This window comes from Actinacidiphila glaucinigra (genome assembly GCF_900188405.1).
GTDB classification, from domain to species: domain Bacteria; phylum Actinomycetota; class Actinomycetes; order Streptomycetales; family Streptomycetaceae; genus Actinacidiphila; species Actinacidiphila glaucinigra.
The window spans coordinates 1-25905 of the sequence record NZ_FZOF01000036.1 but is presented as its reverse complement, the minus strand read 5'-3'; the positions used below and the strand labels follow the sequence as shown (position 1 = coordinate 25905).

At 71.3% G+C, this 25905-nt stretch carries 23 protein-coding genes; 8 read left to right on the top strand and 15 right to left on the bottom strand.

Going from position 1 to position 25905, the window contains the following annotated elements; translation table 11 throughout:
* Window positions 1-14 precede the first annotated feature (14 nt).
* From CHF15_RS39305 to CHF15_RS39270, 8 genes are all read right to left on the bottom strand, one after another.
* Window positions 15-2027 carry a flotillin family protein gene (locus CHF15_RS39305; protein WP_089228736.1) on the bottom strand — a complete coding sequence of 671 codons (2013 nt, stop codon included), beginning with the start codon at window positions 2025-2027 and terminating at the stop codon, window positions 15-17.
* Between the two features lie 69 nt (window positions 2028-2096).
* Window positions 2097-2774, bottom strand: a complete 678-nt coding sequence (locus CHF15_RS39300; protein WP_089228735.1) for an OB-fold-containig protein — start codon at window positions 2772-2774, stop codon at window positions 2097-2099.
* 220 nt (window positions 2775-2994) lie between these two features.
* Window positions 2995-3246, bottom strand: coding sequence for a hypothetical protein (locus CHF15_RS39295; RefSeq protein WP_089228734.1), 252 nt, complete (start codon window positions 3244-3246; stop codon window positions 2995-2997).
* Window positions 3247-4011: 765 nt separating this feature from the next.
* A complete protein-coding gene (locus tag CHF15_RS39290) occupies window positions 4012-6090 on the bottom strand; it encodes a SpoIIE family protein phosphatase (protein WP_089228733.1) in 2079 nt (692 codons plus the stop codon).
* A 715-nt stretch (window positions 6091-6805) separates the two neighbouring features.
* Complete coding sequence (locus CHF15_RS39285) at window positions 6806-7705, bottom strand: hypothetical protein (protein ID WP_143681740.1); 900 nt, start codon at window positions 7703-7705, stop codon at window positions 6806-6808.
* Between the two features lie 46 nt (window positions 7706-7751).
* Window positions 7752-8246: an RDD family protein gene (locus tag CHF15_RS39280; RefSeq protein ID WP_089228731.1), complete on the bottom strand. Its 495-nt coding sequence runs from the start codon at window positions 8244-8246 to the stop codon at window positions 7752-7754.
* 596 nt (window positions 8247-8842) lie between these two features.
* A complete protein-coding gene (locus tag CHF15_RS39275) occupies window positions 8843-9097 on the bottom strand; it encodes a hypothetical protein (RefSeq protein WP_089228730.1) in 255 nt (84 codons plus the stop codon).
* Entirely contained in the window at window positions 9094-9450 is a 357-nt protein-coding gene (locus CHF15_RS39270; protein WP_089228729.1) for an ArsR/SmtB family transcription factor, read from the bottom strand. The genes CHF15_RS39275 and CHF15_RS39270 overlap by 4 nt, the downstream gene beginning before the upstream one ends.
* A 247-nt stretch (window positions 9451-9697) precedes the next feature.
* Between CHF15_RS39270 and CHF15_RS39265 the strand changes: the two genes are divergently transcribed.
* A complete protein-coding gene (locus CHF15_RS39265) occupies window positions 9698-12832 on the top strand; it encodes an ATP-binding protein (protein ID WP_089228728.1) in 3135 nt (1044 codons plus the stop codon).
* On the opposite strand, the gene CHF15_RS39260 is transcribed toward CHF15_RS39265, so the two are convergent.
* Together CHF15_RS39260 and CHF15_RS39255 are read right to left on the bottom strand one after the other, a co-directional pair.
* Window positions 12813-13604: an ABC transporter permease gene (locus tag CHF15_RS39260; protein ID WP_089228727.1), complete on the bottom strand. Its 792-nt coding sequence runs from the start codon at window positions 13602-13604 to the stop codon at window positions 12813-12815. The two genes, CHF15_RS39265 and CHF15_RS39260, sit on opposite strands and share 20 nt — an antisense overlap.
* Complete coding sequence (locus CHF15_RS39255; protein ID WP_089228726.1) at window positions 13601-14569, bottom strand: ATP-binding cassette domain-containing protein; 969 nt, start codon at window positions 14567-14569, stop codon at window positions 13601-13603. Before CHF15_RS39255 ends, CHF15_RS39260 begins: the two co-directional genes overlap by 4 nt.
* Before the next feature lie 217 nt (window positions 14570-14786).
* Here CHF15_RS39255 and CHF15_RS39250 point away from each other — a divergent pair, with 217 nt between their 5' ends.
* On the top strand, window positions 14787-15227 hold the full coding sequence (locus CHF15_RS39250; protein ID WP_143681739.1) for a hypothetical protein: 441 nt from the start codon (window positions 14787-14789) through the stop codon (window positions 15225-15227).
* 33 nt (window positions 15228-15260) lie between these two features.
* Here CHF15_RS39250 and CHF15_RS39245 read toward each other — a convergent pair whose 3' ends face one another.
* Window positions 15261-15728 carry a hypothetical protein gene (locus CHF15_RS39245; RefSeq protein WP_089228724.1) on the bottom strand — a complete coding sequence of 156 codons (468 nt, stop codon included), beginning with the start codon at window positions 15726-15728 and terminating at the stop codon, window positions 15261-15263.
* 183 nt (window positions 15729-15911) lie between these two features.
* Window positions 15912-16550, bottom strand: coding sequence for a TetR/AcrR family transcriptional regulator (locus tag CHF15_RS39240; RefSeq protein WP_179280175.1), 639 nt, complete (start codon window positions 16548-16550; stop codon window positions 15912-15914).
* 202 nt (window positions 16551-16752) lie between these two features.
* Between CHF15_RS39240 and CHF15_RS39235 the strand changes: the two genes are divergently transcribed.
* Both CHF15_RS39235 and CHF15_RS39230 read left to right on the top strand, forming a co-directional pair.
* Window positions 16753-17514 (top strand): SDR family NAD(P)-dependent oxidoreductase, encoded by a 762-nt coding sequence (locus CHF15_RS39235; RefSeq protein WP_089228722.1) that lies wholly within the window; start codon window positions 16753-16755, stop codon window positions 17512-17514.
* A gap of 71 nt (window positions 17515-17585) precedes the next feature.
* Window positions 17586-18059, top strand: coding sequence for a cupin domain-containing protein (locus tag CHF15_RS39230; RefSeq protein ID WP_089228721.1), 474 nt, complete (start codon window positions 17586-17588; stop codon window positions 18057-18059).
* Window positions 18060-18241: 182 nt separating this feature from the next.
* On the opposite strand, the gene CHF15_RS39225 is transcribed toward CHF15_RS39230, so the two are convergent.
* Both CHF15_RS39225 and dxs read right to left on the bottom strand, forming a co-directional pair.
* Window positions 18242-19375: a tellurite resistance/C4-dicarboxylate transporter family protein gene (locus tag CHF15_RS39225; RefSeq protein ID WP_089228720.1), complete on the bottom strand. Its 1134-nt coding sequence runs from the start codon at window positions 19373-19375 to the stop codon at window positions 18242-18244.
* 56 nt (window positions 19376-19431) lie between these two features.
* The gene (gene dxs, locus CHF15_RS39220) at window positions 19432-21396 is read right to left on the bottom strand and encodes a 1-deoxy-D-xylulose-5-phosphate synthase (protein ID WP_089228719.1); all 1965 of its coding nucleotides are present in this window, start codon (window positions 21394-21396) and stop codon (window positions 19432-19434) included.
* A gap of 369 nt (window positions 21397-21765) precedes the next feature.
* Between dxs and CHF15_RS39215 the strand changes: the two genes are divergently transcribed.
* Window positions 21766-22134 carry a MarR family winged helix-turn-helix transcriptional regulator gene (locus CHF15_RS39215; protein WP_089228718.1) on the top strand — a complete coding sequence of 123 codons (369 nt, stop codon included), beginning with the start codon at window positions 21766-21768 and terminating at the stop codon, window positions 22132-22134.
* A 115-nt stretch (window positions 22135-22249) separates the two neighbouring features.
* Here CHF15_RS39215 and CHF15_RS39210 read toward each other — a convergent pair whose 3' ends face one another.
* Window positions 22250-22672: a hypothetical protein gene (locus CHF15_RS39210; protein ID WP_245939305.1), complete on the bottom strand. Its 423-nt coding sequence runs from the start codon at window positions 22670-22672 to the stop codon at window positions 22250-22252.
* Window positions 22673-23183: 511 nt separating this feature from the next.
* On the opposite strand from CHF15_RS39210, the gene CHF15_RS39205 reads away from it, so the two are divergent.
* From CHF15_RS39205 to CHF15_RS39195, 3 genes are all read left to right on the top strand, one after another.
* Window positions 23184-24482 carry an epoxide hydrolase family protein gene (locus tag CHF15_RS39205; RefSeq protein ID WP_245939304.1) on the top strand — a complete coding sequence of 433 codons (1299 nt, stop codon included), beginning with the start codon at window positions 23184-23186 and terminating at the stop codon, window positions 24480-24482.
* A gap of 197 nt (window positions 24483-24679) precedes the next feature.
* Window positions 24680-25444 (top strand): SDR family NAD(P)-dependent oxidoreductase, encoded by a 765-nt coding sequence (locus tag CHF15_RS39200; protein WP_089228716.1) that lies wholly within the window; start codon window positions 24680-24682, stop codon window positions 25442-25444.
* Window positions 25445-25611: 167 nt separating this feature from the next.
* A partial coding sequence (locus CHF15_RS39195; protein WP_089228394.1) for a YciI family protein occupies window positions 25612-25905 on the top strand: 294 nt, incomplete at its 3' end.

Here is a 25905-nt window from a genome sequence, read left to right as displayed (position 1 = left end):
CTGCGTGGCCGTCGTCAGACGTGCGCGGTGCCGTTGAGGCCGACGACCGGGGTCTCGGCGAGACCGAGCTCCCGTGCCGTGTCGAGCAGGCGCCGGAACTCCCCGCTCTGCTTGCCTCCCGCGCCGATCAGACGCATGAGCAGGGCGGAGACCGTCAGGTCGCGGACCCCGGCGGCATCGACGGAGCCGAGCACGCGTGCCAGGTCGTCGGCGAGGTTCGACTCGCCGTCCAGCCACGGCCGGGCGAGGGCCCGGGCCGTGTCGGAGTGCTCGACGAAGGCGTCCACGCTCCTGCCGTACGAGACGGACTTCACCAGCCGGTCGAAGAACACGCTGTCCCCACCGACGATGTCGATCTTCGCCTTCTCCAGACCGGCGCCGACCAGGGCCGCCTGCGCCTCGGCGATCTGCCGCTGGACGTCCAGTCCCGCCAGGCGGATGTCCTTCTCCGCGGCCAGCCGCAGCCGGTACTCCTCGTGCCCGCGCGACGCCTCGTCCAGGGCGGCCATCGCCGCCGCCTTCTCGGTGAGGCCGGCCGCCTCCGCCTTCAGCTTCTCGCCGATCTCGGTGGCGGCGGCGTGTGCCTTCTCCACGGCCACGGCGGCCTCGGCCCGTCCGGTCTTCTCGATCGCCTCGGCGTCCTTCTCGCGCACCTGCACCGCTGCCAGCCCCGCCGCGGCGGCCTCCGCCTGCACGCCCTCGGCGAGCCGGACCTTGGCCTGGGCGTCGAGTTCGGCCGCCTGCCTGCGGGCCTCGGCCAACGTCAGCGTCTCGCGGGCCTTGTGATGGGCCGCCGCCTCGGCCGCCTCCGCCGCCTTGATGTCCTTGACCAGCTTCTCCTGGGCCTCCGCCTCGGCGTGGATGACGACGGACTGACGGGCGCGCTCGGCCTCCTCGACCGTACGCAGCCGCTTGATGCTCTCCTCCTGCTCGGCCACGGTGCGGTCGACGGCCACGCGCTCACGGATGACCTCGGCGATCTCCCGCTTCTCGCCCTCGACCTCCTTGTCCTTCGCGATCCGGGTCAGCTCGGTCTCGCGCTCGCGGGCGATCACCTCCAGCAACCGGTCCTTCTCGATCCGCTCGTTCTCCACGGCGATCACCCGCTCGCGGTTCTTCTGGGCGACAGCGACCTCACGGGCCTGGTTCTCGCGCTGGATGCCCAGTTGCTCCTCGGTGCGCAGGAAGGCGCCCTGGGCGTTGAGCCGCTGCTCCTCCTGGACCTGGGCGGTGGTCGCCTCCTCCTTGGCGCGCAGGGTCTCCACCTCGCGCCGCTGCCGGATCTCGGCCTCGGCCTGACGGCGCTCCAGTTCCAGGATGGTCTCGCGGGCGTCGACGTTCTGCCGCGTGATCTCCTTCTCCTCCGTGCGCTGGAACTCGTTGGTCCGCACGTGCTCGATCGCCGTCAGCTCGGTGATCTTCCGGATGCCCTGGGCATCGAGGATGTTGGCGGCGTCCAGTTGGGTCATCGGGGTCTGCTCGAGGAAGTCGATGGCCGCGTCGTCGAGGTGGTAGCCGTTGAGGTCGGTGCCGATGACCGAGATGATGCGGTCCCGGAACTCCTCGCGCTTGGTGTAGAGGTCGACGAAGTCCAGTTGCTTGCCTACCGTCTTCAGCGCCTCGGAGAACTTGGCGGCGAAGAACTGCTGGATCGTCTCCTGGCTGCTGGCCCGTTCCGTGCCGATGGACTGGGCCACCTTGATGACGTCCTCGACGGTCTTGTTGACCCGCACGAAGAAGTTGATGTGGATGTCGGCGCGGATGTTGTCCCGGCAGATCAGGCCCTCGCGGCCGGTGCGGCGGATCTCGACGGTCTTCACCGAGATGTCCATGACCTCGGCCTTGTGCAGCACCGGGAGCACCACGGCACCGGTGAAGGTGACGTCGACCCTCTTGGCCTTGGAGATGATCAGGGCCTTGCTCTGCTCGACCTTGCGGAAGAGCCGACTGATGATCAGGAGCATGCCCAGGGCGACGAGCAGGACGACGGCGACGAGCACGCCGATCCCGATGGTGATGGCGTCCATCAGCGATCCTCGGGGTGAGAGAGGTGGAGAGGGGGTGGAAGAGCGGGAGACCGGGGCGCGGTGGCGGGCTCAGACGGCCGGGCGGCGATCCGGGTCGAGCGAGGCGTCGTACGGCGCGACCAGGAAGCACTCCCGGACGGCGTCGTAGTCGAAGATCAGAGCGGTGCTGCCGCCGACCAGTCCCTCGTCGGTTCCGGTGGTGCGCACCTGGACCACGGCGGTCGACCCGTCGTCGGCGGTGACCTCGGCCTGTCCGAACCCGGCGCTGACACGGCCGGTGCGGACGACGCAGACCTTGCCGACGAAGTCGGAGCGCGAGGGCGCGCGTTCTCGGGGCACCAGGCGGCGCAGCGGCAGGAGCAGCGCGCGCGTGCCGGCCCATGAGCACACCAGCGCTCCGGCCAGGGCCACGGTGCCGGAGAGCGGCCCGCCGCCGGTCAGGACCCGGCCGGCCAGCGCGGCGAACCACGCGATGCCGATCAGCAGCGACATCGTGACGGTGACCGGCACCCCGCCCAGCCCCAGACCGGCGAGAAAGCCGGCGAAGCCCGCCGTGTGCCCGTGGTCCCCGTGGTCTACGTGGTCTCCGTGGTGGGCGTCGACGCCCTCTCCCCCGTGTCCCCCGCCGAGGGCGTCGACGTCAAGGCCACCGAGCAGGACACTCCCCCAGTACCCGATGACCACCACGAGCGCGAAACTGAACAGGGCGGTGGGGTAACCGAGCGCGGCGTCGAGGAATTCGCTCATCTCCCGCCCTCCCCCGCTCCGAGCACTGGCTCCGTTGTCGGTGCCATGACGATGGTGGCAGGGCCGACACCCGGCGCACATTGCCGAAACCCGGCAGTCTTTACGCGACGTTCACACCTTGTTGACGGCGCAGGCACGCGTGCGGCGGAGGCCTGGGCGGATCGCGGACAGGCGGGAGGCAGCACCCCGGAGAGGACCCAGCGCGAGGTCGAACGTCGTCCTACGGGGTGAGTGCGACGTAGATGGACCCCTCGGTGGCGGACCATGAGAAGCCCTGGTGCACCGTGCGAGCGCCGTCGGTCAGCATGCGGGCGGCCATGGCGGTGACCGACTCGGCCAGGCCCGAGGTGTTGTCCGGCGCCCACTCCCGGGCTCGGTCGGCGAACATGTAGAGGATCTGCAGCGCCGCCTCGACGTCGAGCACCTGCTGGCCCGCGTAGGCGACGGGCTTGATCTCCCAGCACATCCGCATGGCATCGCTCCTCTGGAGGGAAGCGGCTACAGCGCCAGGATGCGGGTCCAAGGCCCGGCGCGCATGCCGGTGAGGTGGCTGAGGTGGCCCTGGCCGCGAGAGCGAGTGCCCTGGAGTACGCGTCCCTGGTCCGACCTGCGGAACCGCGTACGGCACTCGGGAACGGGCAGGTCCGCGACCCGGAAGAGGACTCCGCACATGCGCCGTCCCGGCGGCGCCCCGACATTGGTGGAGTGGGACTTCGGGCTTTCGTCGCGTTCTTCGATGTCGGGGCCTCTGCCGATCAGAGCGAGCCGGACGTCGACGAGGGCGCGCAGGACCTGCTGTGCGGTGCCGGACGCCTCCGGCGGTTCTACGACTCCGAGGCTTCCTGGCGGGTTCGGTGGGGCCGCCCCCCACCGCGTGCCCCTACGGCATCCCGGAGCGGCCGGAGCCCGGCTGAGCACACGGTGTTCGGGCCCGGGGCGCTCCTCCGCCCCGTGCCGGAACGCCGGCCGACAGCCGGTCGGCGCGTGCGTTCGGATGCCACCCCTGGGTGGCTTCCGTTGTCTCAGCGCACGCGTCGACCTCACACCGAGGAGCCCTCGCCGGTGGTTCCGGCGAGGGCTCCTCTGGACCGAGGGCTTGCGGAGCAGGTCGAAACTCTCGGACGCGACGGCACGATCGCGCCCTGTCGCGTGATCCGCAAGCTGGAAGGCGCATTCGAGTGACGCGGCCCGCCGCAGAGGGCGTGCGCGGACAGACGCGCCACGGTCGCCGGGTCGTTCACATGACGCGCGCTACAAGGAGGGCGATGTCGTCGGTACCGGTGGTGGTCGGCATGGCGTGCTCCAGCAGGGAGTCGGCGAGGTCGTCGACGTCTTGAGTGCCGCCGGCTCGGGTGAGGTGCTGTGCGAGGCGATCGGTGGCATGGTCGATGTCCGTGCCGGGAGCTTCGACGAGACCGTCGGTGTACAGGACGAGGACCGTGCCCGGCGGCACGGGGATGTCGAGGGTGGGGTAACCGGCGTCCGCGGTGACACCCAGCAGGATGCCGACAGGCACCGCGAGAGCCTCGGTGCGGCCGTCGGGGTGCCGGATCAGGGGAGCTGGGTGGCCGGCTGTGGCCAGCCGGGCGTTGTGTCGTGCCAGGTCGAGGTGGGCGTACAGGCAGCTGGTGAACAGGCCGGGGTTGAGGTCGGCGATCAGGCGGTTGGTCCGGGCGAGAACGGCGCCCGGTGCGGTGTGGGCGGCGGCGTGGGCGTGGACGGCGGTGCGGACCTGGCCCATGAGTGCGGCTGCCTGGACGTTGTGGCCCTGCACGTCGCCGATGGTGATGGCGGCGCATTGCGACCCGCAGCGGATGAGGTCGTAGAAGTCCCCGCCGATGTCCGTGCCGTGGCCGGCGGGCAGATAGCGGGCGGTGACCTGCAGTCCGGGGACGGAGGGCAGGGCTTGCGGGAGCAGACCGGCCTGCAGTGTGCGGGCCAGGTTGAGGTTGGCGTCGTACAGCCGAGCGCGGTCGAGGACTTGAGCGATCAGACCGGCAACCGAGGTCAGGATGGCGCGTTCGGCCGTGGGGAAGTCGCGTGGGTGGTCGTAGGACAGGACCACCAGGCCGATGGGGCGGCCGGAGGCTATCAGGGGCAGGAAGGCCCAGGCGTCCCGGTCTTTGAAGCGGGGAGCATGCGGGTAGGTGCGTTGAAATTCGGCGTAGCTGCCGAAGAAGCTTGGCGAACCGCTGGTCAGTGCCTGTGCGGGCGGTGTGGGATCGGTCAGGGGCTGGCCGTCGAAGCGGGCCAGGAACTCAGCGCTGTAGCCGCGAGAGCCCAGGATGCGCAGACGACCGCCTTCGGCCAGCCACAGGGCCAGGCCCTGGACCTCGAAGCCGGGCACCAGTTGATCGCCGACCAGGTCGACGACGTCTTTGACGCGTACCACCTCGCTGAGGGTCGCGGCCATGTGCATCAGTTGATACAGGGTGGCGGCGCCGACTGCCTCCGCCGCGCCTCGTGGTGCCTGGACGGCGGGTGCGATGGCGGCGCCGCACGATTCCTCCGGCAGTGCCGTGATGTGGACGCTGACGCCGGAGTCGTCGGGGTAGAGGTCGAAAGACAGCCGGAGACCCGGCGGTCGCACAGCCGTGAAGGTGGTGGGCCGACGGCTGATGACGGCAGCCCGGTAGCGCTCCTCGAAGTCCGGACGGTCCAGCCACAGCAGGACCTTCCAGGGCCTGGAGCCCATCAGCCGGGCAGTATCGACGTCCAGCAGATCGGCGGCCGCGGCATTGAGATAGGTCACCCGGCCGTCGAGGTCCAGCGAGCAACAGCCCACAGGGAGCCGCTCGGTGAAAGTGTGTGCGGCCACGGCCTCGGCCCGGTCCGGGGTCGGTTGCGGGAGCGGGGCCAGGGTCCGTGGTGTCGGCTCCGCGCGCACCGGCTTACCTTCGTCGGCTGCCCGCTGCATGACCAGACCCGCACGGCGGCAGAAGGCATCGATCGCGCCGCGCTCTCGCACGGTCGGCTTTGCCGGGTGCCGGACCGGCCACAGCAGGACCAGGCCGCCCCACACCGCGGACCCGCAGATGACGGGAAAAGCCGCCAGCACGAAGTCATAGGGCAGCACGAACCCGAGCCGCGGATAGCGGCGGGCCATCTCCTCCTGGCTGCCCACCCACACCGCGCACCGACGACGCACCGCATCCGCCAGCGGCAGCGGGTCGTCGGGCATCACCCGCGCCCATGGCGCCGCCATCTGCCAGGGGCCGCCGGACAGGACCGCGAGCTCCAGCGCCTTCCTTCCGGGTGGCAGCACGTACAGCATGCCGATGGACGCCCTGCAGTCCTGCAGCACTGGCCCGAACATCCGCTCAAGCTCTGCCAGGCTCCGCCCGGCGCTTGACGGCGATGCGTCCTGCACTCTCCGTCACCAACCTGCCGCTGTGTCACCGGCTCCCCTGAATGGCAGACGGGGATCCGAGCCACGGCGGCTACCGACGGTAGCGTCCAACGATCATCCCGTACCGCAGCCCGGACATTCGCCATTACGGTCGCCGCCTCATCACTGGTGCGCCTGCCCCAGCGTGCCTCGCACACACCCGCCGGGACATGCGACCTCCGCCGCGCGGCCTGACCGCTCGTACCGATCACGGGCGTCCGGCCGCACCGGGCACCTTGGGCAGCAGCGCCGCGGCGACGAGACCCAGCAGACCGATGACGGCGAGCACGATCATCGCGGCGCCGTAAGCGTGCGTTGCGGCCGGCGCTTCGCGAGGCGTTCGGCGGCCGGCGACGAGGCCGGCAGGACCGCTCCCCGGGTGTCGAACGGACGCTCCGGGTCCCCTCGATGCCGCGGCTGAGCAGCATGATGACCCCGATCCGCACCCAGGCAACAGGTCTGGCAGACAGCGCCGCCGGGCCTGGTCGACACGCGAACGCCGGTGCCGCTCCATCAACCCGTGCGGCCCTCTCCTGCTTGCGCCTCGGTGTCGCCCGCCACCTTCAGGGGCACGCCGTGCCGCAGCGCGGTCTGCGCCGTAGCCGGCGTTGGTGATCAGCGGGCTGCGGATCGGCAGTCGGGCTCAGGACAAAGGGGGAAGGATCTTCGACTTCGGAGGCTTGGCGATCCTGGGGCTGACGCCGTAGTCCGACCATGTCGTGGTGAAGCGTTTCTTCCCGTCATGGCCTACGGTCCGCAGCGGCACGGGCTCACCGGTGGTGGCGAGATATACGGTGCCCTCCGCGCTGCCTTGCTTGGTCTTCACCGCCAGGGCCGGCCGCCCGTTCACGCGGGTCTCGGCCCCCTTCGTGAAGACGACGTGCTGCCGCTTCACCATGGAGAAGCGCAGATGGCAGGCTGCGCTGCTGTACCGTGCCAGCTCTCCGGCGAATCCGGGGGAGTCGAGCTCCACCGGCAGGTACCGGCCCGGCTCCACGGGGGCGCCCGTGCGGTCGGCCAGCTTCGCGCCACGCCGCTCGGGGGTGATCCAGGTATGTTCGCCGAGGGTGGTGAAGTGCCAGGCGAAGCCCTGGTCGTCGGTGAACAGGCCCGTGCAGTCGTCGCCGCCGTGCAGCGCGCGGACGTCGCCGACCTGGCGGCCGTCCGCCACCTGCACGGTGTGCACCGACGCCGCGTCCAGTGCCTTGTCCACGCGGGCGAAGATGCGGTCCACCGACTGCCCCTCGATACCGTTGGGCTTACCGCCCGAGGTGTCGCCGGACGATGAGCAGCCAGCCGCCATCGCGAGGGCGGCCATGCCGACTCCGAGCTCGTACAACGCCCGTCTGCCGCGCCTCAACCCCGTCAAAGCCCCCACCATCCCCATGTGCCCCGTGCGACGTGCGCAGAGACTACTGGAGCCGCGGATTGGGAGGCGGACCGGTACGCCCACGGCAACCGGCACCTGAACCAGCGGCGACGGCCCGGTTTCCTCGTCAAAGCCGGATTCGGCTTCGGCCTCGACGCACGGCACGTCGTTCACTGCTCGTCGGCCACGCGCCGTACGCCGCAGCCGCGTTCGGCGTGGTTCAGCGCGTGCGTACCACCGCGCTGTGGGCGAGCCGGTCGTGCATCCCCTGCTGGTTCGCGTCCATGCTGATCGCGATGACGTTCTTGATGATGATCACCGGGACAAGGCCTATGCCCACGTTGACCACGTGACGTATCAGGGCCCGCCCGTAACCGATCCGGCTGTCGCTGCCGAGTCGGACCACCTTCAGTCCCATCACGCGCTTGCCGAGCGCGCGGCCCCAGCGGCAGGTACTGATCGGCGAGTACGTCAGCACGAAGGCCACAAGCCACAGGACGGCGACCAGTCGCCAGACGTCGGCGCCCCCATCTCCGACCGTGGCGTTGAGGATCCGGTCGAAGGCGATCAGCGGCACAAGGACGACGAGCACGGCGATCACGAGATCGATGCCGACGGCCACTTGGCGCTGCCAGATACCTGCGGGGGTCCCGGGGCCCGAAGGAGGAGGAGAAGGCGGGAGGAGATCATTGCCGCCGATCAGCTGTCCGAACATGCTCCTGCCGGCTCCCCTGCATATACGAAGAGTTCGTCGGTTCTCGACCCTCTGTTTGAATGCGCAATCTTAAGACGAGAGCGTCCGCCCCGCCTGTCCGGTGTACGACGGCGCGCACTTCGTCGATGGTGTCCTTGGCCGCCTCGCTGTCCGGGACGTCCTTGAGCACCACCGACAGCGTGGCGGACCCGCCGTCGGGGGGGGCGCTCGCCGTCCTCGACACGGTCGACGCCGGCGACCGCGGATGCCGCGGCTTCGACCTCGCTCACGGCCGCGGTACGCAGGACGATCCGTGCGGGGTCGAAGGCACCCGACGGATAGTGCGCGGAGATCCTCTCCTGGGCGACGACCGAGTCGGGCTCGTCCTGGAACAGCTCCGACAGCTGAAGTCCCATGCCGATGCCGGTGGCGCAGAGCGCGAGAACGCCGGTGGCGGCGAGGGAGATCGTCCACGCCCGGCGGGGGCGCCGTACGCCGGTACGAAGGGCCGACCTGCCGTGGCGCGCGGTGGTGCCGCCTGGGACGTGTTCTCCATGGGTACGGCCGGGAGTTCGCCCTCCCGGCCGTACCGTCAACCGTTCGTTTTGTGGGCCGCGCTAGTCGATGGAGCGCATCATCTTCTCCATCTGCGTGACCGAGGACCGCGTCTGCGCCAGTTCCTCCAGCGTGCGCCGGTGCAGTTCGACGTTGTCCTCCAGCAGTTCCGCGTACTTCGCGGCGAGCCGCTTGTACTGGTCCTCACGGGCCGCGAGCATCCGGGCCCGCCAGGTCGCGGCGATCTGCCACACGACCACGATGAGGAAGAGGAAGACACCGCCGGCGCCAACCACTCCCGCCATGTCTCCGTTCATTCCGCCGACTCCTTCACGGTTTCCTTCTCCTGATCGGTGATCGTCCGGGCCGCCTTGGCGACGAGGTCGGGGGTCAGTGCGAAGGAGAACGGCGTGACCTCGTAGTACTTCATGGCCTTGCCGCCCTCCGACAGTTCCAGCGTCCCGGTGACCAGCCCGGCCGCCTCCAGCCGCTGCAGATGCATGTGCAGCAGGGGACGGCCGATTCGCAGCTCGCGGGCGAGCCTGCTGACGTAGTTGCGGCCGCCCTCGGAGAGCGCCGCGACGATCCGCAGCCGATGCGGATTGCCGAGCGCCGCGAGGACCGCCAGCAGTTCGTCCCCGGTGGGATCCGGGACCGGATCTCGGGTCATCACGCCCCCTTCCGGGCCACCTGTCAGTCAAAGCTGACACCGGACAGAACACCTGTCAAAGAAAACTGACACATCTCAGGGTCGGCAGACACATATATCAGGGAGATCTCAGGGACGGCCGGGGTCGGACCTGGGCAGTGAACTCATGAGGGGCGGCGTCCGGGCCGACGGCCCACGGCCGTCCGGGCCGGCCGCCTCCGCTGCCCTCAACAGCCGCCTCGCCGCCCGCTGTCGATAGCCTGACCGAGTGACGACCGACCTGACCCTCCTGTCGCGCGTGGCCTACCGCGGCCATGAGATCACCGCGCCCCGGCTGCGCGGTCTGCTCGCGCTGCTCGCCGGCGAACTGCGCGCCGGCTGCAGCACCGCGCGGCTGGTGGAAGGGCTGTGGCAGGACGAGCCGCCGGCCAACCCGGCCAACGCGCTGCGGATCCTGGTCTCCAGGGCCCGCTCCCAGCTCGGGCCCGACGTCGTCGTCAGCACCCCGGCCGGCTACCGGCTGGCGCTGGGCGAGGAGCAGGTCGACAGTGCCGCGGTGGTGCGGTGTGCCGAGGCGAGCGCCCGGCACACCCGGGCCGGGGACCATGCCGCCGCCCTGGCCAGTGCGCAGGAAGGCCTCGCCTTCTGGGACACCACCCCGGACGCCGACGCCGCGCCGGGCGACCCGGTCGCGGAGCTGCGCGCCGAACGGGCGCCGCTCCACCACTCCCTCGTACGTTCCCGCGCCCTCGCGCTCGCCCGGCTGGGACGACGGGCCGAGGCGATGGCGCCCCTGACCGGGGTCTTCGCCCGCACCCCGCGCGACGAGGAGGTGCTGGCCGAACTGCTGCGCGCCGAGGCGGCCACGGCCGGACCGTCGGCGGCACTCGCCCGCTACGACGCGTACCGGCGCGAGCTCCGTGACGACCTCGGCACCGACCCCGGCGCCGGGCTCAAAGCCGTGCATCAGGAGCTGCTGCAGGCTGAGGCCCCCGTGGTCCGCTACGGGGTGCCGCACGACCCGAATCCGCTGCTCGGACGGGACGAGGATCTCGCGGCGGTGACCGCGCTGCTGCACTCCTCGCGGCTGGCCTCGATCGTCGGCCCCGGCGGGCTGGGCAAGACCCGGCTCGCGCACGCCGTCAGCCGGCAGGCGGAGCAGCGGGTGGTGCACTTCGTCTCGCTGGCCGGAGTCGGTACGGACGACGACGTGGCCGGCGAGGTGGCGTCGGCACTCGGCGGCGCGGAGGCGTCGCGCGGTGGCGGCGGGGGGTACGGCGGCGGTACGGATGTGGCCGCCGGCATCGTCGCCGCCCTCGGTGCCGGCCCGGCGCTGCTGGTGCTCGACAACTGCGAGCAGGTCGTCGGCGGCGCCGCCGGTCTGGTGCGGGAGCTGGTGGCGCTGTCGAGGGACCTGCGGGTGCTGGTCACCAGCAGGGCACCGCTGGGGCTGAGCTCCGAAGCGGTCTACCAGCTGCCGCAGTTGAGCCTCGCGACCTCGATCGAGCTCTTCGAGCAGCGGGCCCGGGCCGCACGCCACCATGTCGAGCTGCCGCCCGAGGCGGTGGCGGAGCTGTGCCGGCATCTGGACGGGCTGCCGCTCGCCGTCGAGCTGGCGGCGGCGCGGGTGAGGGTGCTGTCCGTTCCCGAGATCGCCCGCCGCCTCGGCGACCGCTTCGCGCTGCTGCGCGGCGGGACCCGGGACGCGCCCGAACGGCACCGCACCCTGCTCGCGGTCGTGGAGTGGAGCTGGAATCTGCTGGAGGACGACGCGCGGGCGGCGCTGCGGGCGCTGTCGGTCTTCCCCGGCGGCTTCACCGAAGACGCGGCCGAGCGGCTGCTCGACGACGGCGACGCGCCCTACCTGCTGGAGCAGTTGGTCGACCAGTCGCTGCTGAAGGCCGCCGACACCGCGGCCGGGATCCGCTTCCACATGCTGGAGACGGTGCGGGAGTTCAGTGCCGCCCGGCGGGCGGCCGCCGGGGAGGAGGAGGCGGTCACCGGCCGGTTCCTGGGCTGGGCACGGGACTTCGGACTCGCCAACCACGACGTGCTGTTCAGCGCCGAGCCGCTGCGGCACTGGGCGCGGCTGCGCGCGGAGCAGGACAACCTCGTCCTCGCCCTGCGGCTCGCCCTCACCCGCGCGGACCACGCCACCACCGCCGCGGCCGGCGCGGTGCTGGCCTGCGTCTGGCTCACCGACTCGGCGGGCTTCCACCGGCTTCTGACCCTGGCCGCCGACACCGCGGCGCCGCTGTCGCACTACCGCCCCGACGCTCGGCACACCGAGGTCACCCGCACCCTCAGCGCCGTCTGCACCGCCGCCCCGTTCATCGGGCACGGGCCCCTCCGGCCGCGCCACCTCGTCACCCTGCGCCGCCTGCCGCCCGCGGAACCGGACACGCTGCTGCGGGCGCTCTCCGTCGTGCTCTGCACCATGCCGGACATGCGCCCGCCCGGCTACGAGTCGCTGCGGGAACTGTGCGCCGACGACGCTCCCTTGCTCGCGGGCATCGCCGAGTGCGTGGCCAGCTACATCTGGGAGTACGCGCACGAACCGGAGCGTGCGCTCTCCTCCGCGCGCCGCATGCTCGCCCTGGTCGGCGTCGCGCCCAACCCGGCGCTCACCCTCCTCGGCCACTCCCGCTGCAGCGAGCTGTGCGCGGACGCCGGTCTCGGCGAGGACGCCTACCGGCACCTGCTGGCCGCGCTGGACGCCCTGACGTACCTGAGCGACCAGTCGCCGACGACGGGCCTGCGCCGGGGACTTGTGCTGGCCTGCCTGCAGCGCGGCGAGCCGGACGAGGCCGAGGAGTGGCTGCGGCGGGTGGAGCGGAGCCTGTCCGGGGAGCAGAGTTCCGTCTTCACCCCCGACCTGGCGGCCTCGGCCGAGATCGCGCTGACCCGCGGGCTGACCGAACTGGGCCTGAAGCGGTGGCGGACGGCCGCCGAGCAGATGCGCGCGAGCGACGCTCCGCCCGCCGACCCGTCCATGGACGCGTGGGCGCGTACGATCGACGACCACGTTGTGGCCGCGCACGCGTACGCCGGACGGCTGGAGCCGGTCGCCGGACTGGTGGCCGAGCTGGAGGGCCGGCTGCGTGCGCTGCTCGCCGACGGCTCGCTGCCGGCCGGGGAGATCCTGGGGTACGGCACCGGGGTGCTGGCCCTCGGTCTGGCCCGGCTCGCGGCGGGTGACGCTTCGGCGGTGCGCCTGGTGGCGCTCGCGGAACGGCTGCACGTGTCGCAGGTGTTCCATCCCACGATGTCCCTCGACCGTGCCCGGCGGACCGCCGGGGAGACGGACGGGGCGGCGTACACCGACGCGGTGTCGGAGTACGCCGCCCTGGGGCGGGACGGGCTGCGGGAGGCAGCCCGTGCGCTCATTTCGGGTCGCGGTTGAACTGCGCCGTCGACCACAGGTAGCCGAGCACGGTCAGTCCGGCGCACCAGGCGATCGTGATCCACCCGTAGTTGCCGATCTCGGTGCCGAGGAGCAGGCCGCGCAGGGTCTCGATGGCCGGTGTGAACGGCTGGTACTCGGCGATCGGCTGGAACCAGCCCGGCATCGTGTCGGCCGGGATGAAGGCGCTCGAGATGAGCGGGAGGAGGATCAGCGGCTGCGCGCTGTTCGCGGCCGCCTCGGCGTTCGGACTGGCCATGCCGATGCCGACCGCGATCCAGGTGAACGCCAAGGAGAACAGCACGAGCAGCCCGAACGCCGCCAGCCACTCCAGCGCCGTGGCGTCCGTGGACCGGAAGCCGATGGCCACGGCGACGGCACCGACGAGGACCACGCTGGCCACGCACTGCAGCACGCTGCCGACGACGTGCCCGATGATCACGGAGCCGCGGTGGATCGCCATCGTGCGGAAGCGGGCGATGAGGCCCTCGCTCATGTCCATGGAGATGTACACCGCGGCCCCGATCACGGTGCTGCCGATGGTCATCATCAGGATGCCCGGGACGATGTAGGCGATGTACTCGGAGCGGTCGGCGCCTCCGCCGCCGATGCCCGCGCTCATCACGTCGCCGAAGATGTAGACGAACAGGAGCAGCAGCATGATCGGCGCGAGCAGCAGGTTCAGGGTCGTGGACGGGTAGCGCCGCGCGTGCAGCAGATTGCGGCGCAGCATCGTGCCCGAGTCGCGGACCGCGAGGGAGAGGGTGCTCATCGGACGTTCTCCTTGGGCTGGTTGGGGACGCCCGCCGGACCGGTGAGGGCGAAGAACACGTCGTCGAGGTCGGGGGTGTGCACGGTCAGCTCGTCCGCCTCGATGCCGGCCGTGTCCAGCCAGTCGAGGATGGAGCGCAGCTCGCGCTGGCTGCCGCCGCTGGGGATCTGCAGGGTCAGTGCCTCGTCGTCCCGGGTCACCTCGCGCAGTTCGGCTGCGGCGGACCGGTACGCGGCCGGGTCGGTGAAGCGGAGCCGCACGTGGCCGCCGGGGATGAGCCGCTTCAGCTCCTCCGCGGTGCCCTCGGCGGCGATCCTGCCGTCGTTCAGCACGGCGATGCGGTCGGCGAGCTGGTCGGCCTCCTCCAGGTACTGGGTGGTGAGGAAGACGGTGACGCCTCCGGAGACCAGTTCGCGGATGATCTGCCACATGGTGTGGCGGCTGCGGGGGTCCAGGCCGGTGGTCGGCTCGTCGAGGAAGATGGTCCGCGGGCTGCCGACCAGGGTCATGGCGATGTCGAGGCGGCGCTTCATGCCGCCGGAGTAGGTGGAGGCCGGCTTCTTCGCGGCCTCCACCAGGTCGAAGCGCTCCAGCAGCTCGGCGGCGACCCGACGCCCCTCGCTCCTGGACAGGTGGTGCAGGTCCGCCATGAGGAGCATGTTCTCCTCGCCGGTGATCAGTCCGTCGACGGCGGAGAACTGCCCCGTGACGCCGATCCCGGCGCGTACCGCCTGCGGGTCGACGGCGATGTCGTGGCCGCCGACACGGATGTCGCCCGCGTCGGCGGTGACGAGGGTGGAGAGGATGTTGACGACGGTGGTCTTGCCGGCGCCGTTGGGGCCCAGGAGGGAGAAGACGGTGCCCGTCGGCACGTGCAGGTCGATGCCCTGGAGGACCGTCTTGTCCCCGAAGGACTTCCGCAGCCCCGTGGCCGCGATCGCTGATCCGTGGGTCGTTGTCATCATGCCCCGGAGTCTGCGGGGCGCCGCGTTCAACGGCCTTTCAGTGCGGTTTCATCAGCCGGCGATGGCGGACGACTCGGTGAAATGGCCTGGTCTGCGCGTCGATTGCGCCTGGTGAGGGTCTCGGTGAGGGTCTCGCGGGGCCTGCGCCGGCGTCGTCGCGAGGGTCGTCGGCCCGACGCGAACCTCGCTCGCGACGGTCGACATGGGAGACATGGCCTTGGGGGCGGCAGCCGTCGGCGTTTCACGCCGGAGCATCGTCCAGGCCCAGTCCCGCGTGGTCGCCCGGTACCGCGGCGGAACCGGCACCCGGGGCGAGTACCACGACGCCGCCCGGTCGTACGGATCCCTGCACTGCGCCGGCAAGGTGAGCTACCAGGTGCGTGCCGGGACGGTCGTCGGCTTCACGCTCCACGGCCGACACCTGTCCCACTTCGCCCACCCGGCCTCCTACGAGGACTTCCTCGCCGCGTTCGGCAGACCCGACCGGACGCGTGACGACGAGGCGTACGGCGACCTCATGGGCTACGACACCTACTACTGGGGCGCGCGGAAGCACGTGCGGTGGGACGCCTGGGACAGCCGGGTGAGCCTGATCAACCTCGGTGACTTCGAGGGGAACACAGGCCCGTGGCAAATGTGCGGGGAGAGGTCGTCCTGAAGGCGGGCGTCGCGGCACCTCCCCCGCCGGACCTCACGCCACCGCGTCGTACGACGCCCGTGACCGGACACCGCCGCCGGAGCGCGGCCGCGGGCCGCCCTCCGCGAACACGGTCAGACGCAGCACGAGATAGCGGCCGATCCCGACGAGTGCCGTGGCCGACAGGTACACGGTCTGCTGCAGGACGACTCCGGCGCCGGGGCGGAGCACCGCCAGTGCGCCGACAGCGGCCGAAGTGACCAGCCAGCCGGCGGCGACGGTGGCCGCGCTCTTCAGATGGCCCGCCAGACCGGGCCGGCCATGGCCGAACGAGACGCGGGCGTGCAGTTCGGTGGCGGCCACGGAGGAGGCGACGGTGGTCAGCACGTTCGCCGCCATCCACGGGATCCACTGCGAGAGCAGGACCAGGGCCGCCGAGGCCGCCAGGGTGACCCCGCTGCCCAGTCCGGCGAAGCGCACGAAGGCCGCAGCGTGCCGGCACATCAGTCGCAGCCTGTTCATGGTGGTCCCCTCCCGGGTCGCCGCCCCTCGCGGGGCCCTCGTCATCCCGGAGAGCGTGGCCGACCCCGCGTTCACCGCCGTTTCACGGCGTTTTCAGGAGCGCCCGCGGCGGTGAAACCGCTGCGGCTCCACGCGGCACACCGCGACGCGATCAGTCGCCCGGCGGGAGTGGGGTGGGTTCGCCTACCAGAGCGGGCCGGTGCACATGTACTGGATGGTGGACGCCAGCGCCCGCTTCAGTTCGTCGGCGTCCGCCCCGACGATCGCGTCGAACGCGAGCAGGTACTGCCCCACGTGCAGGCCCAGGAGGTGGCTGGCCACCAGGGAGGCCCGGAGCTCGGCCCGCTCGGGGGCGATGGCCGTGACGATCGGGGCCACCACGCAGGTGGTGAACAGCTCCCGCATCAGCGTGGCCGCCTCCGGACGCTCGCACGCCGCGTGCAGCAGGGTGAGCGCCGTGTTGGGCCGGCCGTCCTGCTCCCAGGTCGCCAGGAACACGTCGGCGAGGCGCTCGCCGATGTGGTCGGGGCCGGAGGCGAGGACCTGGCGCACGACGGTGTCGGGGTCGAAGGGCCATTCGACGGTGGCGGCCAGCAGGCCCGCCTTCGAACCGTAGAAGTGCACGACCAGTGAGGGCCTGACCCCCGCGTTCCTGGCGATCTCGCGCAGCGACGTCTGCGCGTAGCCCTTGCCGTCGAAGGCCGCACGGGCAGCCGTCAGGATCGTGGCGCGCGTCGCCTCGCCGTCCCGCGAACGCGTCGCACCGGGCGACCCGCCGCCCGGAGGCACGGCGTCGGGGGGCGGGGTCTTCGTCGCTGCCATGTCGGCAGTCTGGCACCCCCTACTGGACATGTACAGTAACTGTAGCCTACAACTGTACATGTACAGCACGATGCGGTTCCGGTGGACGTCTCCCGGATGACCCGCTCCCGCTTTCCGCTCGCCGATCGGCCCGGAGGTGCGCTTCACCGCGCCCCCGCCCGGCCCCCGCGCCGGAAGCATCCACGACCCCTGGGAGGTCAACATGACACACGGTCGGCACAGCGGCAGGGTCGCGCTCGTCACGGGCGCGAGCAGGGGAATCGGCGCGGCCTCGGCCCGGTTGCTGGCGTCCCGCGGCATGCGGGTGGTCGTCAACTACCTCAACAACGAGTCGGCCGCGAACGAGGTGGTCGCGTCCATCAGGTCCGCCGGGGGCGAGGCCATGGCCGTCCAGGCCGACGTCCGCGACGCGGGCGCGGTGGCCGGCATGGTCGAGCAGGTCCGCGCCGCCATGGGCGAGGTGGAGGTGCTGGTCCACAACGCCCTGGTCCCGTTCGCCGTGACGTCGTTCGAGCAGATGTCGTGGCAGGAACTGGGCACCAAACTGGAGGAGGAGATGCGGGCCGCGTTCGTCGTGACCAAGGCCGTTGCCCCCGGCATGACGGCAGGCGGCTACGGCCGGATCGTCTTCATGAGCACCGGGACGAGCCGGCAGCCCCGGGAGGGGATGATCGCGCTCGGCACCTCGAAGGCGGCCCTGAACCAGTTCGCCCGCTACGTCGCGCAGGAGATGGGGCCTCGCGGGATCACCGTCAACGTGGTGGCCGCGAGCCCGGTGGACGAGACCAGCATCGCGGATGTCCTCGGCGACCCGCACAGGAAGCGCCAGGCGGCACAGACCGTACTCGGCCGGATGGCCAAGCCCGACGACGTGGCCCGGGCCGTCGCCTTCTACGCCGGTGAGGACAGCGGTTTCATCACGGGCGCCATCGCGGGGGTCAACGGCGGCGGGGCCTGGGACTGACCCGCATCACGACGACAGGCAGGCACACCCGCCCCCGCGAGCACGAGGGCCGGAATCGAAAAGGAGTCACCATGGAAGCCAGGACCACCGCGCTGGTGGTGCGACCCGGTGAGGCGGCCGGGGCATCACTCACGGACGGCGCGTTCGAGCTGCTCGCCGACGGAGGCGCGGTCAGCGCCAGCCGGCTCACCCTCGCGACAGGCGCCGACGGAGCACCCCCGCACCACCACAAGCTCTCCCACGAGCTGTTCTACGTACTGGGCGGGACGATGCTCTTCCGTCTCGGCGACACGCTGACCACGGTGGGAAAGGGCGGGCTCGTCGTCGTCCCGCCCGGCCTGCCGCACGTCTTCGGCGCCGCGGACGGCGAGACGGCCGACGTGGTGGTGGTCCTCAGCCCGGGCATCGAGCGCTTCGGCTACTTCGAGCAGCTGGCCGCCATCAGCCGCGGCGAGGCCGAGTTCGCGTCGCTGCTCCCCGAACAGGACCGCTACGACGTGCACTTCGAGGACCTCCCCGACTGGCGGTCGGCCCCGTCACGGTGATCCCGGCGGCCCGGCGCGCCCCCACGGGAGCGCCGGGCCGCACTGGCGGACCACCACCGGATGACCGCGCATCCGTTGCCGCCGTCGAGCGCCGGCCTGCGCCCTCGTGCGTCCACGGCCCGCTCCTGCTCATCGGCCTCCTCGCGCGGTGAGGGCGACTGAGCGAACGGCGACAGCGTGCCCTACGGGATGCGTCCCGTATCGGGAGCGGATCCCGAGGGCGTCGGGCGGTACGGCCGGAATCTGGAGCCCGCCATCGCCGCGAACACGACGGCCCAGAACGCCGCGGCGACCCAGATCTCCCAGCGGCCCATGCTCGTCATCCACGAGGTTCCGGTCGCGCGTCCCAGCTCGTGCGTGGTGACGGCGTACATCCCGATCGGGAAGACGAGGTTCCACCAGCCGAGGTCGTAGCGCAGCGGAATGCGGCGCAGCGCGTGCCGCCATACGCCCAGGGCCAGCAGGAGCGGGATGAGCCAGCTGGAGAACGACCACAGGACGACGGACGACCCGACGAGGAGCTCCCTCGACAGCATCGCGCTGCCCGGTGGGAGGGCGATCAGCCGCACCGGGACGAGCACGCCGATCGCCGCCGCCCCCATGAAGATCCAGACCGACGTCATGAGGCCCTCCGGACTGACGGGCCGGGCCAGAAGCCTGGCCAGGACGATCGCGGAGGTCAGCAGGTACTGCATCAGGCCGACCGCCCAGCACACCACCGCCAGCACCGGCAGCACGTGTCCTGAGGTCACCCGGGCCAGCGAGGCCGCCGCGAGCGCCACCGACTGCGATCCCACCGCCCACAGGAACCAGGTGCCGTTCACCTGGTCGAACGAGGGGCCCCGCTTCAGGGTCGTGATGAGCGCGAGCGGAATGCCGTAGCCCAGCACCACCCACCCCAGCGCCCCGAACGCCAGGAACGCGGCGGCGGCTGCCCTGTGGCCGTCCGGCGCGAGGCGCGAGGCCAGCACGTTGGAGGAGATGGCCAGGGTGAGGAAGGCGAAGGCGCGCGGCCCGAGGAAGTCCGCGACGAACCGCTCACGCCTCCGCAGCAGCCGCCAGCCGTACGCGGGCACCAGTACCGCGAACCCGGCCAGGGCCACCCACAGCAGTACGGCGGACGCGGTGCGGGCGCCGTTGGCGTACAGGGCCGTGGAGACGATGCCGGTGCCCATGACGAACGCGAGCGCGCCGGGGTTGAGGTCCGCCACCGCGGCGGAGACGGCCGCGCGCTGTCCGGGCGCCCGGGGACCGGGCGGGCGGGAACCGGGGCCGGGCGTCCGCTCACCGATTCCGCGGCGGATGATCTTCGTCATGACGCGTCCTCCGGCCGCTCTCGCGGTAGCAGCATTTTACTGATGTGCGCACTTCATCACCTTTCGAACCCGGAGGCGGTCCGGGGACCGCCGGGCGACGCCGCGGCGGCTACCTGCGCCGCGGCCTGGATGACGGTGTCCGCGACGGCCCGAGCGGTCAGGCCCGCCTCCGTGAGGATCTCGGCGCGGGTCGCCTGCCGGGGGAAACCGTCGGCCACGCCCAGGACCCGTACCGGGGTGCGGACACCGGCCTCCTGCAGGGCCTGGACCACCGCCGTTCCCACTCCCCCGGTACGCAGGCCGTCCTCGACCGTGACGACCAGGGCGTGACCGGCGGCGAGAGCGGGCAGTTCACCGGGCAGCGGCTTGACCCACCGCGGGTCCACCACGGTGACCTCCACCCCGCGCCCGGCGCAGAGCCCCGCCGCTTCGAGGGCGACGGCGGCCGTCGTTCCGACGGCGATCAGCAGGACGGGGTCGGTGCCGGGGGCCGCCTCCCGCAGGACGTCGACCGCACCGGCGCGACCGGCCGCCGGGATCTCCGGGCCCACCGCCCCTCGCGGGTAGCGCAGGACCGTCGGCGCGTCGGTGACCGAGACGGCCTGCCGCAGCTGCTCCCGCAGCGTGCGCGCATCGCGGGGGGCCGCGATGCGCAGGCCGGGCACGGCCTGGAGCATCGCCAGGTCCCAGAGCCCGTTGTGGCTGGGTCCGTCGTCGCCGGTGACCCCGGACCGGTCGAGCACGAGGGTCGCACCGAGACGGTGCAGCGCGAGGTCCATCAGCACCTGGTCGAGTGCGCGGTTCAGGAAGGTGCCGTAGAGGGCGATCACCGGGTGCAGTCCCGCCATGGCCATCCCGGCGGCCGAGGCGACCGCGTGCTGCTCGGCGATCCCGACGTCGAAGAAGCGTGCCGGGTACCGTGCGGCGAAGTCGTTCAGACCGACCGAGCCGGGCATGGCCGCGGTGATCGCCACGACTTCGGGGTGGGTGTCCGCCAGTTCCACCAGTTCCCGGCCGAACGCCGCCGACCAGGTCAGACCGGCGGGCCGCAGCGGTCGCCCCGTCCGGGGGTCGATGGTGCCGATGCCGTGCAGGTGATCCTCCTCGTCCTGCTCGGCGGGCGCGTACCCGAGCCCTTTGCGCGTGATGCAGTGCACGACGGCGGGCGCGCCATGCGCCTTGGCACGCTCCAGGGCCGCTTCCAGGGCGGTGATGTCGTGGCCGTCGACGGGCCCGATGTACTGCAGTCCCAGCGCGCCGAAGAGCGAGTGCGGCGTCACGGCCTCGGCGTGGTCCTCTCCGAGGCCCGCCCTCAGCCCCTCCTTGATGCCCTCCTTGGCCGCGTGCAGGGTGCGGTGCAACGCGCGCCCCGGCGTCCCGGCACCGCCGAGGGCCTGCTTGCCCCAGCCGGCCAGACGCTCGTATCCGGCGTGGGCGCGCAGGGCCGCCAGGTGCCGCGCGAGTCCGCCCACGGTCGGCGCGTACGAACGGCCGTTGTCGTTGACGACGATCACCACGGGCCGGCCGGGTGCCTCCGCGATGTTGTTGAGTGCCTCCCAGGCCAGCCCGCCGGTGAGCGCTCCGTCGCCGACGACGGCGACGATGTGCCGGTCCGCCTCACCCGCGAACTGCGCGGCCTTGGCCATGCCGTCGGCGTACGACAGTGCCGCGGAGGCGTGCGAGTGCTCGATGTGGTCGTGCGCGGACTCCTCGCGGCTGGGGTATCCGGACAGCCCGCCGCGCTGCCGCAGGCCGGTGAACTCGCCGGCCCGCCCCGTCACGATCTTGTGGACGTACGCCTGGTGGCCGACGTCCCAGAGCAGACGGTCACGCGGGGAGTCGAAGACGCGGTGCAGTGCCAGGGTCAGTTCCACGACGCCGAGGTTGGGCCCCAGATGGCCGCCCGTCGCCGCGACGTGCCGGATCAGGAAATCGCGGATCTCCCCGGCGAGCCGGACCAGCTCCGGGTGGCTCAGTCCCCGCAGGTCCGCGGGCTGGTCGATCCGTGCCAGCAGGCTCATGCCGCCGCTCCTCCTCGATGCTGCCGTGCCCTCGGCGAATGCGCGGTACGCAGCCGAACGCGCGGCGCACGAGCCACCGCTCGCCCTGTGCGAGCCCTACGGTTCCGGCCCCGTGTCGCCGCGCTGACGACGCTAGATCCGGGAGAGCGCGGGGACGGACGGACCTCCGTGCCGCATCGGCCTCACATCAGGACATCGGACGGGCCGACGCCCGCACGCCGCCGATGCATCCGGGCGCGCGCGGGCGATGCGGTGTCCCGATCCGAGGGCTTCTTGGCCCGCCGCCCCGCCATCGGCCCCTCGGGGAAACCCGCTTGTGCCTTCGAGGCCGCGAGTTCGCGGCCGGTGGACCCGCCCCGGGGAGGAGACATGACCGACCGCGATCCCGTGGACGCCGCGCCGCAGCCACCATCCGCCCTGTACAACCTGGCGCTCCTGCAGGGCGAGTTGCTGGCACGGCATCGTCTGTCGCTGTACGACTGCCTCATCCTCGGTGCCCTCGACGCGGCCGACGGCCGGGCCGTGCCCCTCGTACGGCTGACGGCGTTCCTCCGGGAATCGGCGACGCGGATGGCCTCGCACCTGAAGAGCCTGGAGGCGGCCGGACTGATCGAACGCCACCGCCGGGACAGGGATCACCGGAGGGTCGAGGTGACCCTGACCGCGGCAGGGCGTGCCGCGTTCACCGACGCCGAGAAGGCCGCGCAGGACCGGCTGCGCCGAGGTCCCGTCCCCTGACCGGTCCACGCTCGGCGGCCGAACGGCCGCACCCGCACCGTGAAGGGGCGAACGCGGCCGTACGTGGGCCTGCTCCGGCTCGGACGTCGGCTCGCCGCCCGGGCCCTCGCCGGTTTCAGGCGGCCTGCCGCGGCGGGAGGAAGGCGCCGGCGGTCTCCGGGTCGGGCCACGGCGTGACCGTCTCGCCGGCGACGAGCCAGCCGTAGGCGCCGCCTCGCTTCAGGCGCAGCTCGTAGAGGAACGGGGCAGCGGTGTCGCTCATGCGGCGGTAGAGGAGCGCGGTCGCGTGCTCGCCCTGGTCCTCGGCGTGCAGGATCTTGTACTCGGTGGACAGCGGTGCCTCGCCTGCCTTGCCGCGGGCGGCGAACTCCGCGAAGACCTCCCTGCGGGGGGCTGCCGCGATGGCACCCTGGGCGGTCGGGAAGAGGATCGCCATGTCGTCCGTGTAGAGCTTCTCCATCGCGTCCATGCGGTAGTTGCTCCCGTCGTGCACGACCCGGGAGATGAACTCCTGCATTTCCGTGGTGATTGCGCTCATGGTTGTTCTCCTTCTGCTTGGATGCGCCGGCGGGGGCGGGGTGCGGCCTGATTCCGGACCGCGATCACACCGTTGGGCCCCGGATACGGCGGGAAATGAATGTTCGACGTACGCCGAACAAGCTAACACGACCCTCTTTTCCTGCGGTGATCGATGCGAGCGTGACGGTGCTCTCATCACCGGACGCACACGGTGTCACGCGAATTCCGGACAGTGGCGCGTGACCCATGCCACGCACACGAAGCTCTCGACCGGCGTGTGTGCGATGTATGGTCGCAAGCGAAGTTCGACAACTGCCGAACATACTTGTCCCCACGGCTGCCTACCGTGCGGCGAATCCCGGACCGCGCGCCGACCATCGGCCGAAGAACGCGGATCCGCAGCGGCCACCGAGTGAATCCGCCATGTTTCGCGGCTCACGAAGTGGCTCGATCAGGCGCGTATCGCGCATATCCCGGGTTCGCCGGAGATTCCCGCGGCACCGAAAGACGACGATCGGAGTGAATGACGCATGACGAGCCAAGCGAACAATCTCAGCCGTCGACGACTGCTGTACGCCATGGGTGCACTGGGCGCGGGAACGGCCGCGGCGGCGATGACATCCGGGGTCGCCGAGGCCGCCACGGGAACGGGCGCCCCGGCCGCGGGGCTGTCCATGCCGTCGGCGGGCCCCGGTGCGGTCGTGCCCATGAGGCTGCACGTGCCGGAACGCATGCTGCACGACCTCCGGCGACGGCTGGAGACGACACGGTGGCCCGCCCAGGAGCTCGTCGACGACTGGTCGCAGGGAGCACCGCTGTGGCGGGTCAAGCGACTCGTGGACCACTGGCAGCGGCACTACGACTGGCGCAGGGTGGAGGCGCTGCTCAACGGATTCGGCCAGTACCGCACCGTGATCGACGGCGTCGGCATCCATCTCCTGCACGCCCGATCGCCTCATCGCGACGCTATGCCCATCATGCTCACCCATGGCTGGCCCGGCTCGATCCTGGAATTCCGCAAGGTGATCCGCCGCTTGACGCACCCCACCGAATTCGGCGGGTCGCCGCGGGACGCGTTCCACGTGGTGACCCCGTCCCTGCCGGGGTTCGGTTTCTCGGATCAGCCGGACGAACTGGGCTGGGGCCGCGTACGGACGGCCAAGGCGTGGGCCAAGATCATGCCCCGCCTCGGATACGACCACTACCTCTCCCAGGGAGGGGACTGGGGTGCGGCGGTCAATGTCCAGCTGGGGGTGCTGCGACCCAAGGGGCTGCTGGGGATCCATCTGAATTTCCCGCAGATCGTTCCTCCCCATCTCGACATGAACCACCTGACTCCCGAGGAGCAGGTCGCGATGAGCCAGCTGAACGCCCAGCAGCAGAACGAGATCGGTTACCAGCTCGAGATGATGACCCGGCCCCAGACCGTGTCCTATTCGCTGGCCGACTCCCCTGTCGGCCAGGCCGCCTGGATCTACGAGAAATTCGGGGTCTGGACCGACAGTGACAGGAACCCGGAGTCGGTCCTCACCATGGACGAAATGCTGGACGACATCACCCTGTACTGGCTGACGAATACAGCGGAGTCCGCCGCACGCTTCTACTGGGAGAACTCGGACATCACCATGAACGCCGTCAAGATCGACGTGCCCATGGGCGTCACACTGTTTCCCAAGGAGTTCTACACGCCGCCTCGCGCCTGGGCGGAGAAGGCGTTCTCCAACCTCGTCTACTGGAACAAGGCCGCCAGGGGCGGCCACTTCGCGGCGTTCGAGCAGCCGAAGATCTTCGCAGAGGAAGTACGCAGGTTCGGCAGGCTGTTCCGCTGACGACTCGCGACTCCCCGGGGCGACCCACCACGGAATGCGGTGGGCCGCCCCGGGCGGCGAACGGGCCGAGCGCCACGCCCGGAGGACGCTGTGCCTCAGGCGCGCGGAAGGCTGTGCCACGTCTCACCATTCGGGGCACAACGTCCCCCTCATGTTATGTTCGAAGTTCGTAGAACATCAAACTTTGGAGAACAACCATGTCCAGCCCCTCGAACCTGCCCTTCTCCGGCCACGTCGCGATCGTCACGGGAGCCGGTTCCGGCATCGGCCGCGCGACGGCTCTCGCCCTGGCACAGGCGGGCGCGAACGTGCTCGGCGTAGGCCGCCGGAAGGACGCCCTCGACGAGACGGCCCGGGCGCACGCGAACATCGAGGTCCTGTCCGTCAACCTCGTCGACGACGGCGCCCCCGCCCAGGTCGTCGCCACCGCCGTCGAGCGCTGGGGACGACTGGACCTGCTGGTGAACAACGCCGGCGGCACGGCCGTCATGCCGCTGGCCGAGGCGGACAAGCAGGTGATCGCGGACCTCTTCCACCTCAATGTCGTGGTCCCGAGCATGCTCGCCCACGAAGCCCTGCCGCACCTGCGCACCTCGTCCGGCAGCATCGTCAACGTGTCCAGCACCTACGGGCACCGCCCCATGGCCGGCGGATCCCACTACTCGGCCACCAAGGCCGCGATCGAGCAGATGACCCGCAGCTGGGCCCTGGAACTCGCCGCCGAGGGCATCCGTGTCAACTGCGTCGCCCCCGGCCCCACCAGGACCGACGTCATGCTCGCCGCCGGCCTCACCCCCGAGGCGGTCAACGACATGTACGCCTACGAGCAGGCCCGCATCCCCACCCACCGCATCGCGGACGTCGACGACATCGCCCACTGGATCCTGCGCATGGCCGAGCCCGCCGGACGCCAGGCAACCGGCCAGGTCATCACCGTCGACGGCGGCCTCGAACTCATCTGACGCCGTCACCGTCACAGCTCGGGTGGAGCCCCGGGAGCGGCCCGAGGCTCTCCGACGGAACATCCCGGGGGAAAAGCTCGGGCGGTGATGTCGAGAAGCCGCGGCCGGCTCCGTCCCCGTGGTGAAGGCGGCCACAATGGGTCGCACCGGCACCAAGGAGAGCCACCATGGCCAAGTACCTGCTGCTCAAGCACTACCGCGGCGCACCGGCGGCGGTGAACGACGTACCCATGGACCAGTGGACACCCCAGGAGATCACCGACCACATCCAGTACATGCACGACTTCGCCGCCCGACTGGAGAAGACCGGCGAGTTCGTCGACGGCCAGGCCCTCGCCCCCGAAGGCACCTGGGTCCGCTACGACGGCGAAGACCGCCCACCCGTCACCGACGGCCCCTTCGCCGAGACCAAGGACCTCATCGCCGGCTGGATGGTCATCGACGTCGACACCCGCCAACGC

Excerpts from the sequence above, each read along its gene's own strand:
- CHF15_RS39280 (WP_089228731.1), bottom strand. The coding sequence starts at position 8,246 with ATGTTCGGACAGCTGATCGGCGGCAATGATCTCCTCCCGCCTTCTCCT.
- dxs (WP_089228719.1), bottom strand. The coding sequence starts at position 21,396 with ATGAGCCTGCTGGCACGGATCGACCAGCCCGCGGACCTGCGGGGACTG.
- CHF15_RS39305 (WP_089228736.1), bottom strand. The coding sequence starts at position 2,027 with ATGGACGCCATCACCATCGGGATCGGCGTGCTCGTCGCCGTCGTCCTG.
- CHF15_RS39200 (WP_089228716.1), top strand. The coding sequence starts at position 24,680 with ATGTCCAGCCCCTCGAACCTGCCCTTCTCCGGCCACGTCGCGATCGTC.
- CHF15_RS39245 (WP_089228724.1), bottom strand. The coding sequence starts at position 15,728 with ATGAACAGGCTGCGACTGATGTGCCGGCACGCTGCGGCCTTCGTGCGC.
- CHF15_RS39210 (WP_245939305.1), bottom strand. The coding sequence starts at position 22,672 with ATGAGCGCAATCACCACGGAAATGCAGGAGTTCATCTCCCGGGTCGTG.
- CHF15_RS39205 (WP_245939304.1), top strand. The coding sequence starts at position 23,184 with ATGACGAGCCAAGCGAACAATCTCAGCCGTCGACGACTGCTGTACGCC.
- CHF15_RS39215 (WP_089228718.1), top strand. The coding sequence starts at position 21,766 with ATGACCGACCGCGATCCCGTGGACGCCGCGCCGCAGCCACCATCCGCC.
- CHF15_RS39300 (WP_089228735.1), bottom strand. The coding sequence starts at position 2,774 with ATGAGCGAATTCCTCGACGCCGCGCTCGGTTACCCCACCGCCCTGTTC.
- CHF15_RS39290 (WP_089228733.1), bottom strand. The coding sequence starts at position 6,090 with ATGTTCGGGCCAGTGCTGCAGGACTGCAGGGCGTCCATCGGCATGCTG.
- CHF15_RS39270 (WP_089228729.1), bottom strand. The coding sequence starts at position 9,450 with ATGACCCGAGATCCGGTCCCGGATCCCACCGGGGACGAACTGCTGGCG.
- CHF15_RS39230 (WP_089228721.1), top strand. The coding sequence starts at position 17,586 with ATGGAAGCCAGGACCACCGCGCTGGTGGTGCGACCCGGTGAGGCGGCC.
- CHF15_RS39240 (WP_179280175.1), bottom strand. The coding sequence starts at position 16,550 with ATGGCAGCGACGAAGACCCCGCCCCCCGACGCCGTGCCTCCGGGCGGC.
- CHF15_RS39295 (WP_089228734.1), bottom strand. The coding sequence starts at position 3,246 with ATGCGGATGTGCTGGGAGATCAAGCCCGTCGCCTACGCGGGCCAGCAG.
- CHF15_RS39235 (WP_089228722.1), top strand. The coding sequence starts at position 16,753 with ATGACACACGGTCGGCACAGCGGCAGGGTCGCGCTCGTCACGGGCGCG.
- CHF15_RS39260 (WP_089228727.1), bottom strand. The coding sequence starts at position 13,604 with ATGAGCACCCTCTCCCTCGCGGTCCGCGACTCGGGCACGATGCTGCGC.
- CHF15_RS39225 (WP_089228720.1), bottom strand. The coding sequence starts at position 19,375 with ATGACGAAGATCATCCGCCGCGGAATCGGTGAGCGGACGCCCGGCCCC.
- CHF15_RS39255 (WP_089228726.1), bottom strand. The coding sequence starts at position 14,569 with ATGATGACAACGACCCACGGATCAGCGATCGCGGCCACGGGGCTGCGG.
- CHF15_RS39275 (WP_089228730.1), bottom strand. The coding sequence starts at position 9,097 with ATGAACGGAGACATGGCGGGAGTGGTTGGCGCCGGCGGTGTCTTCCTC.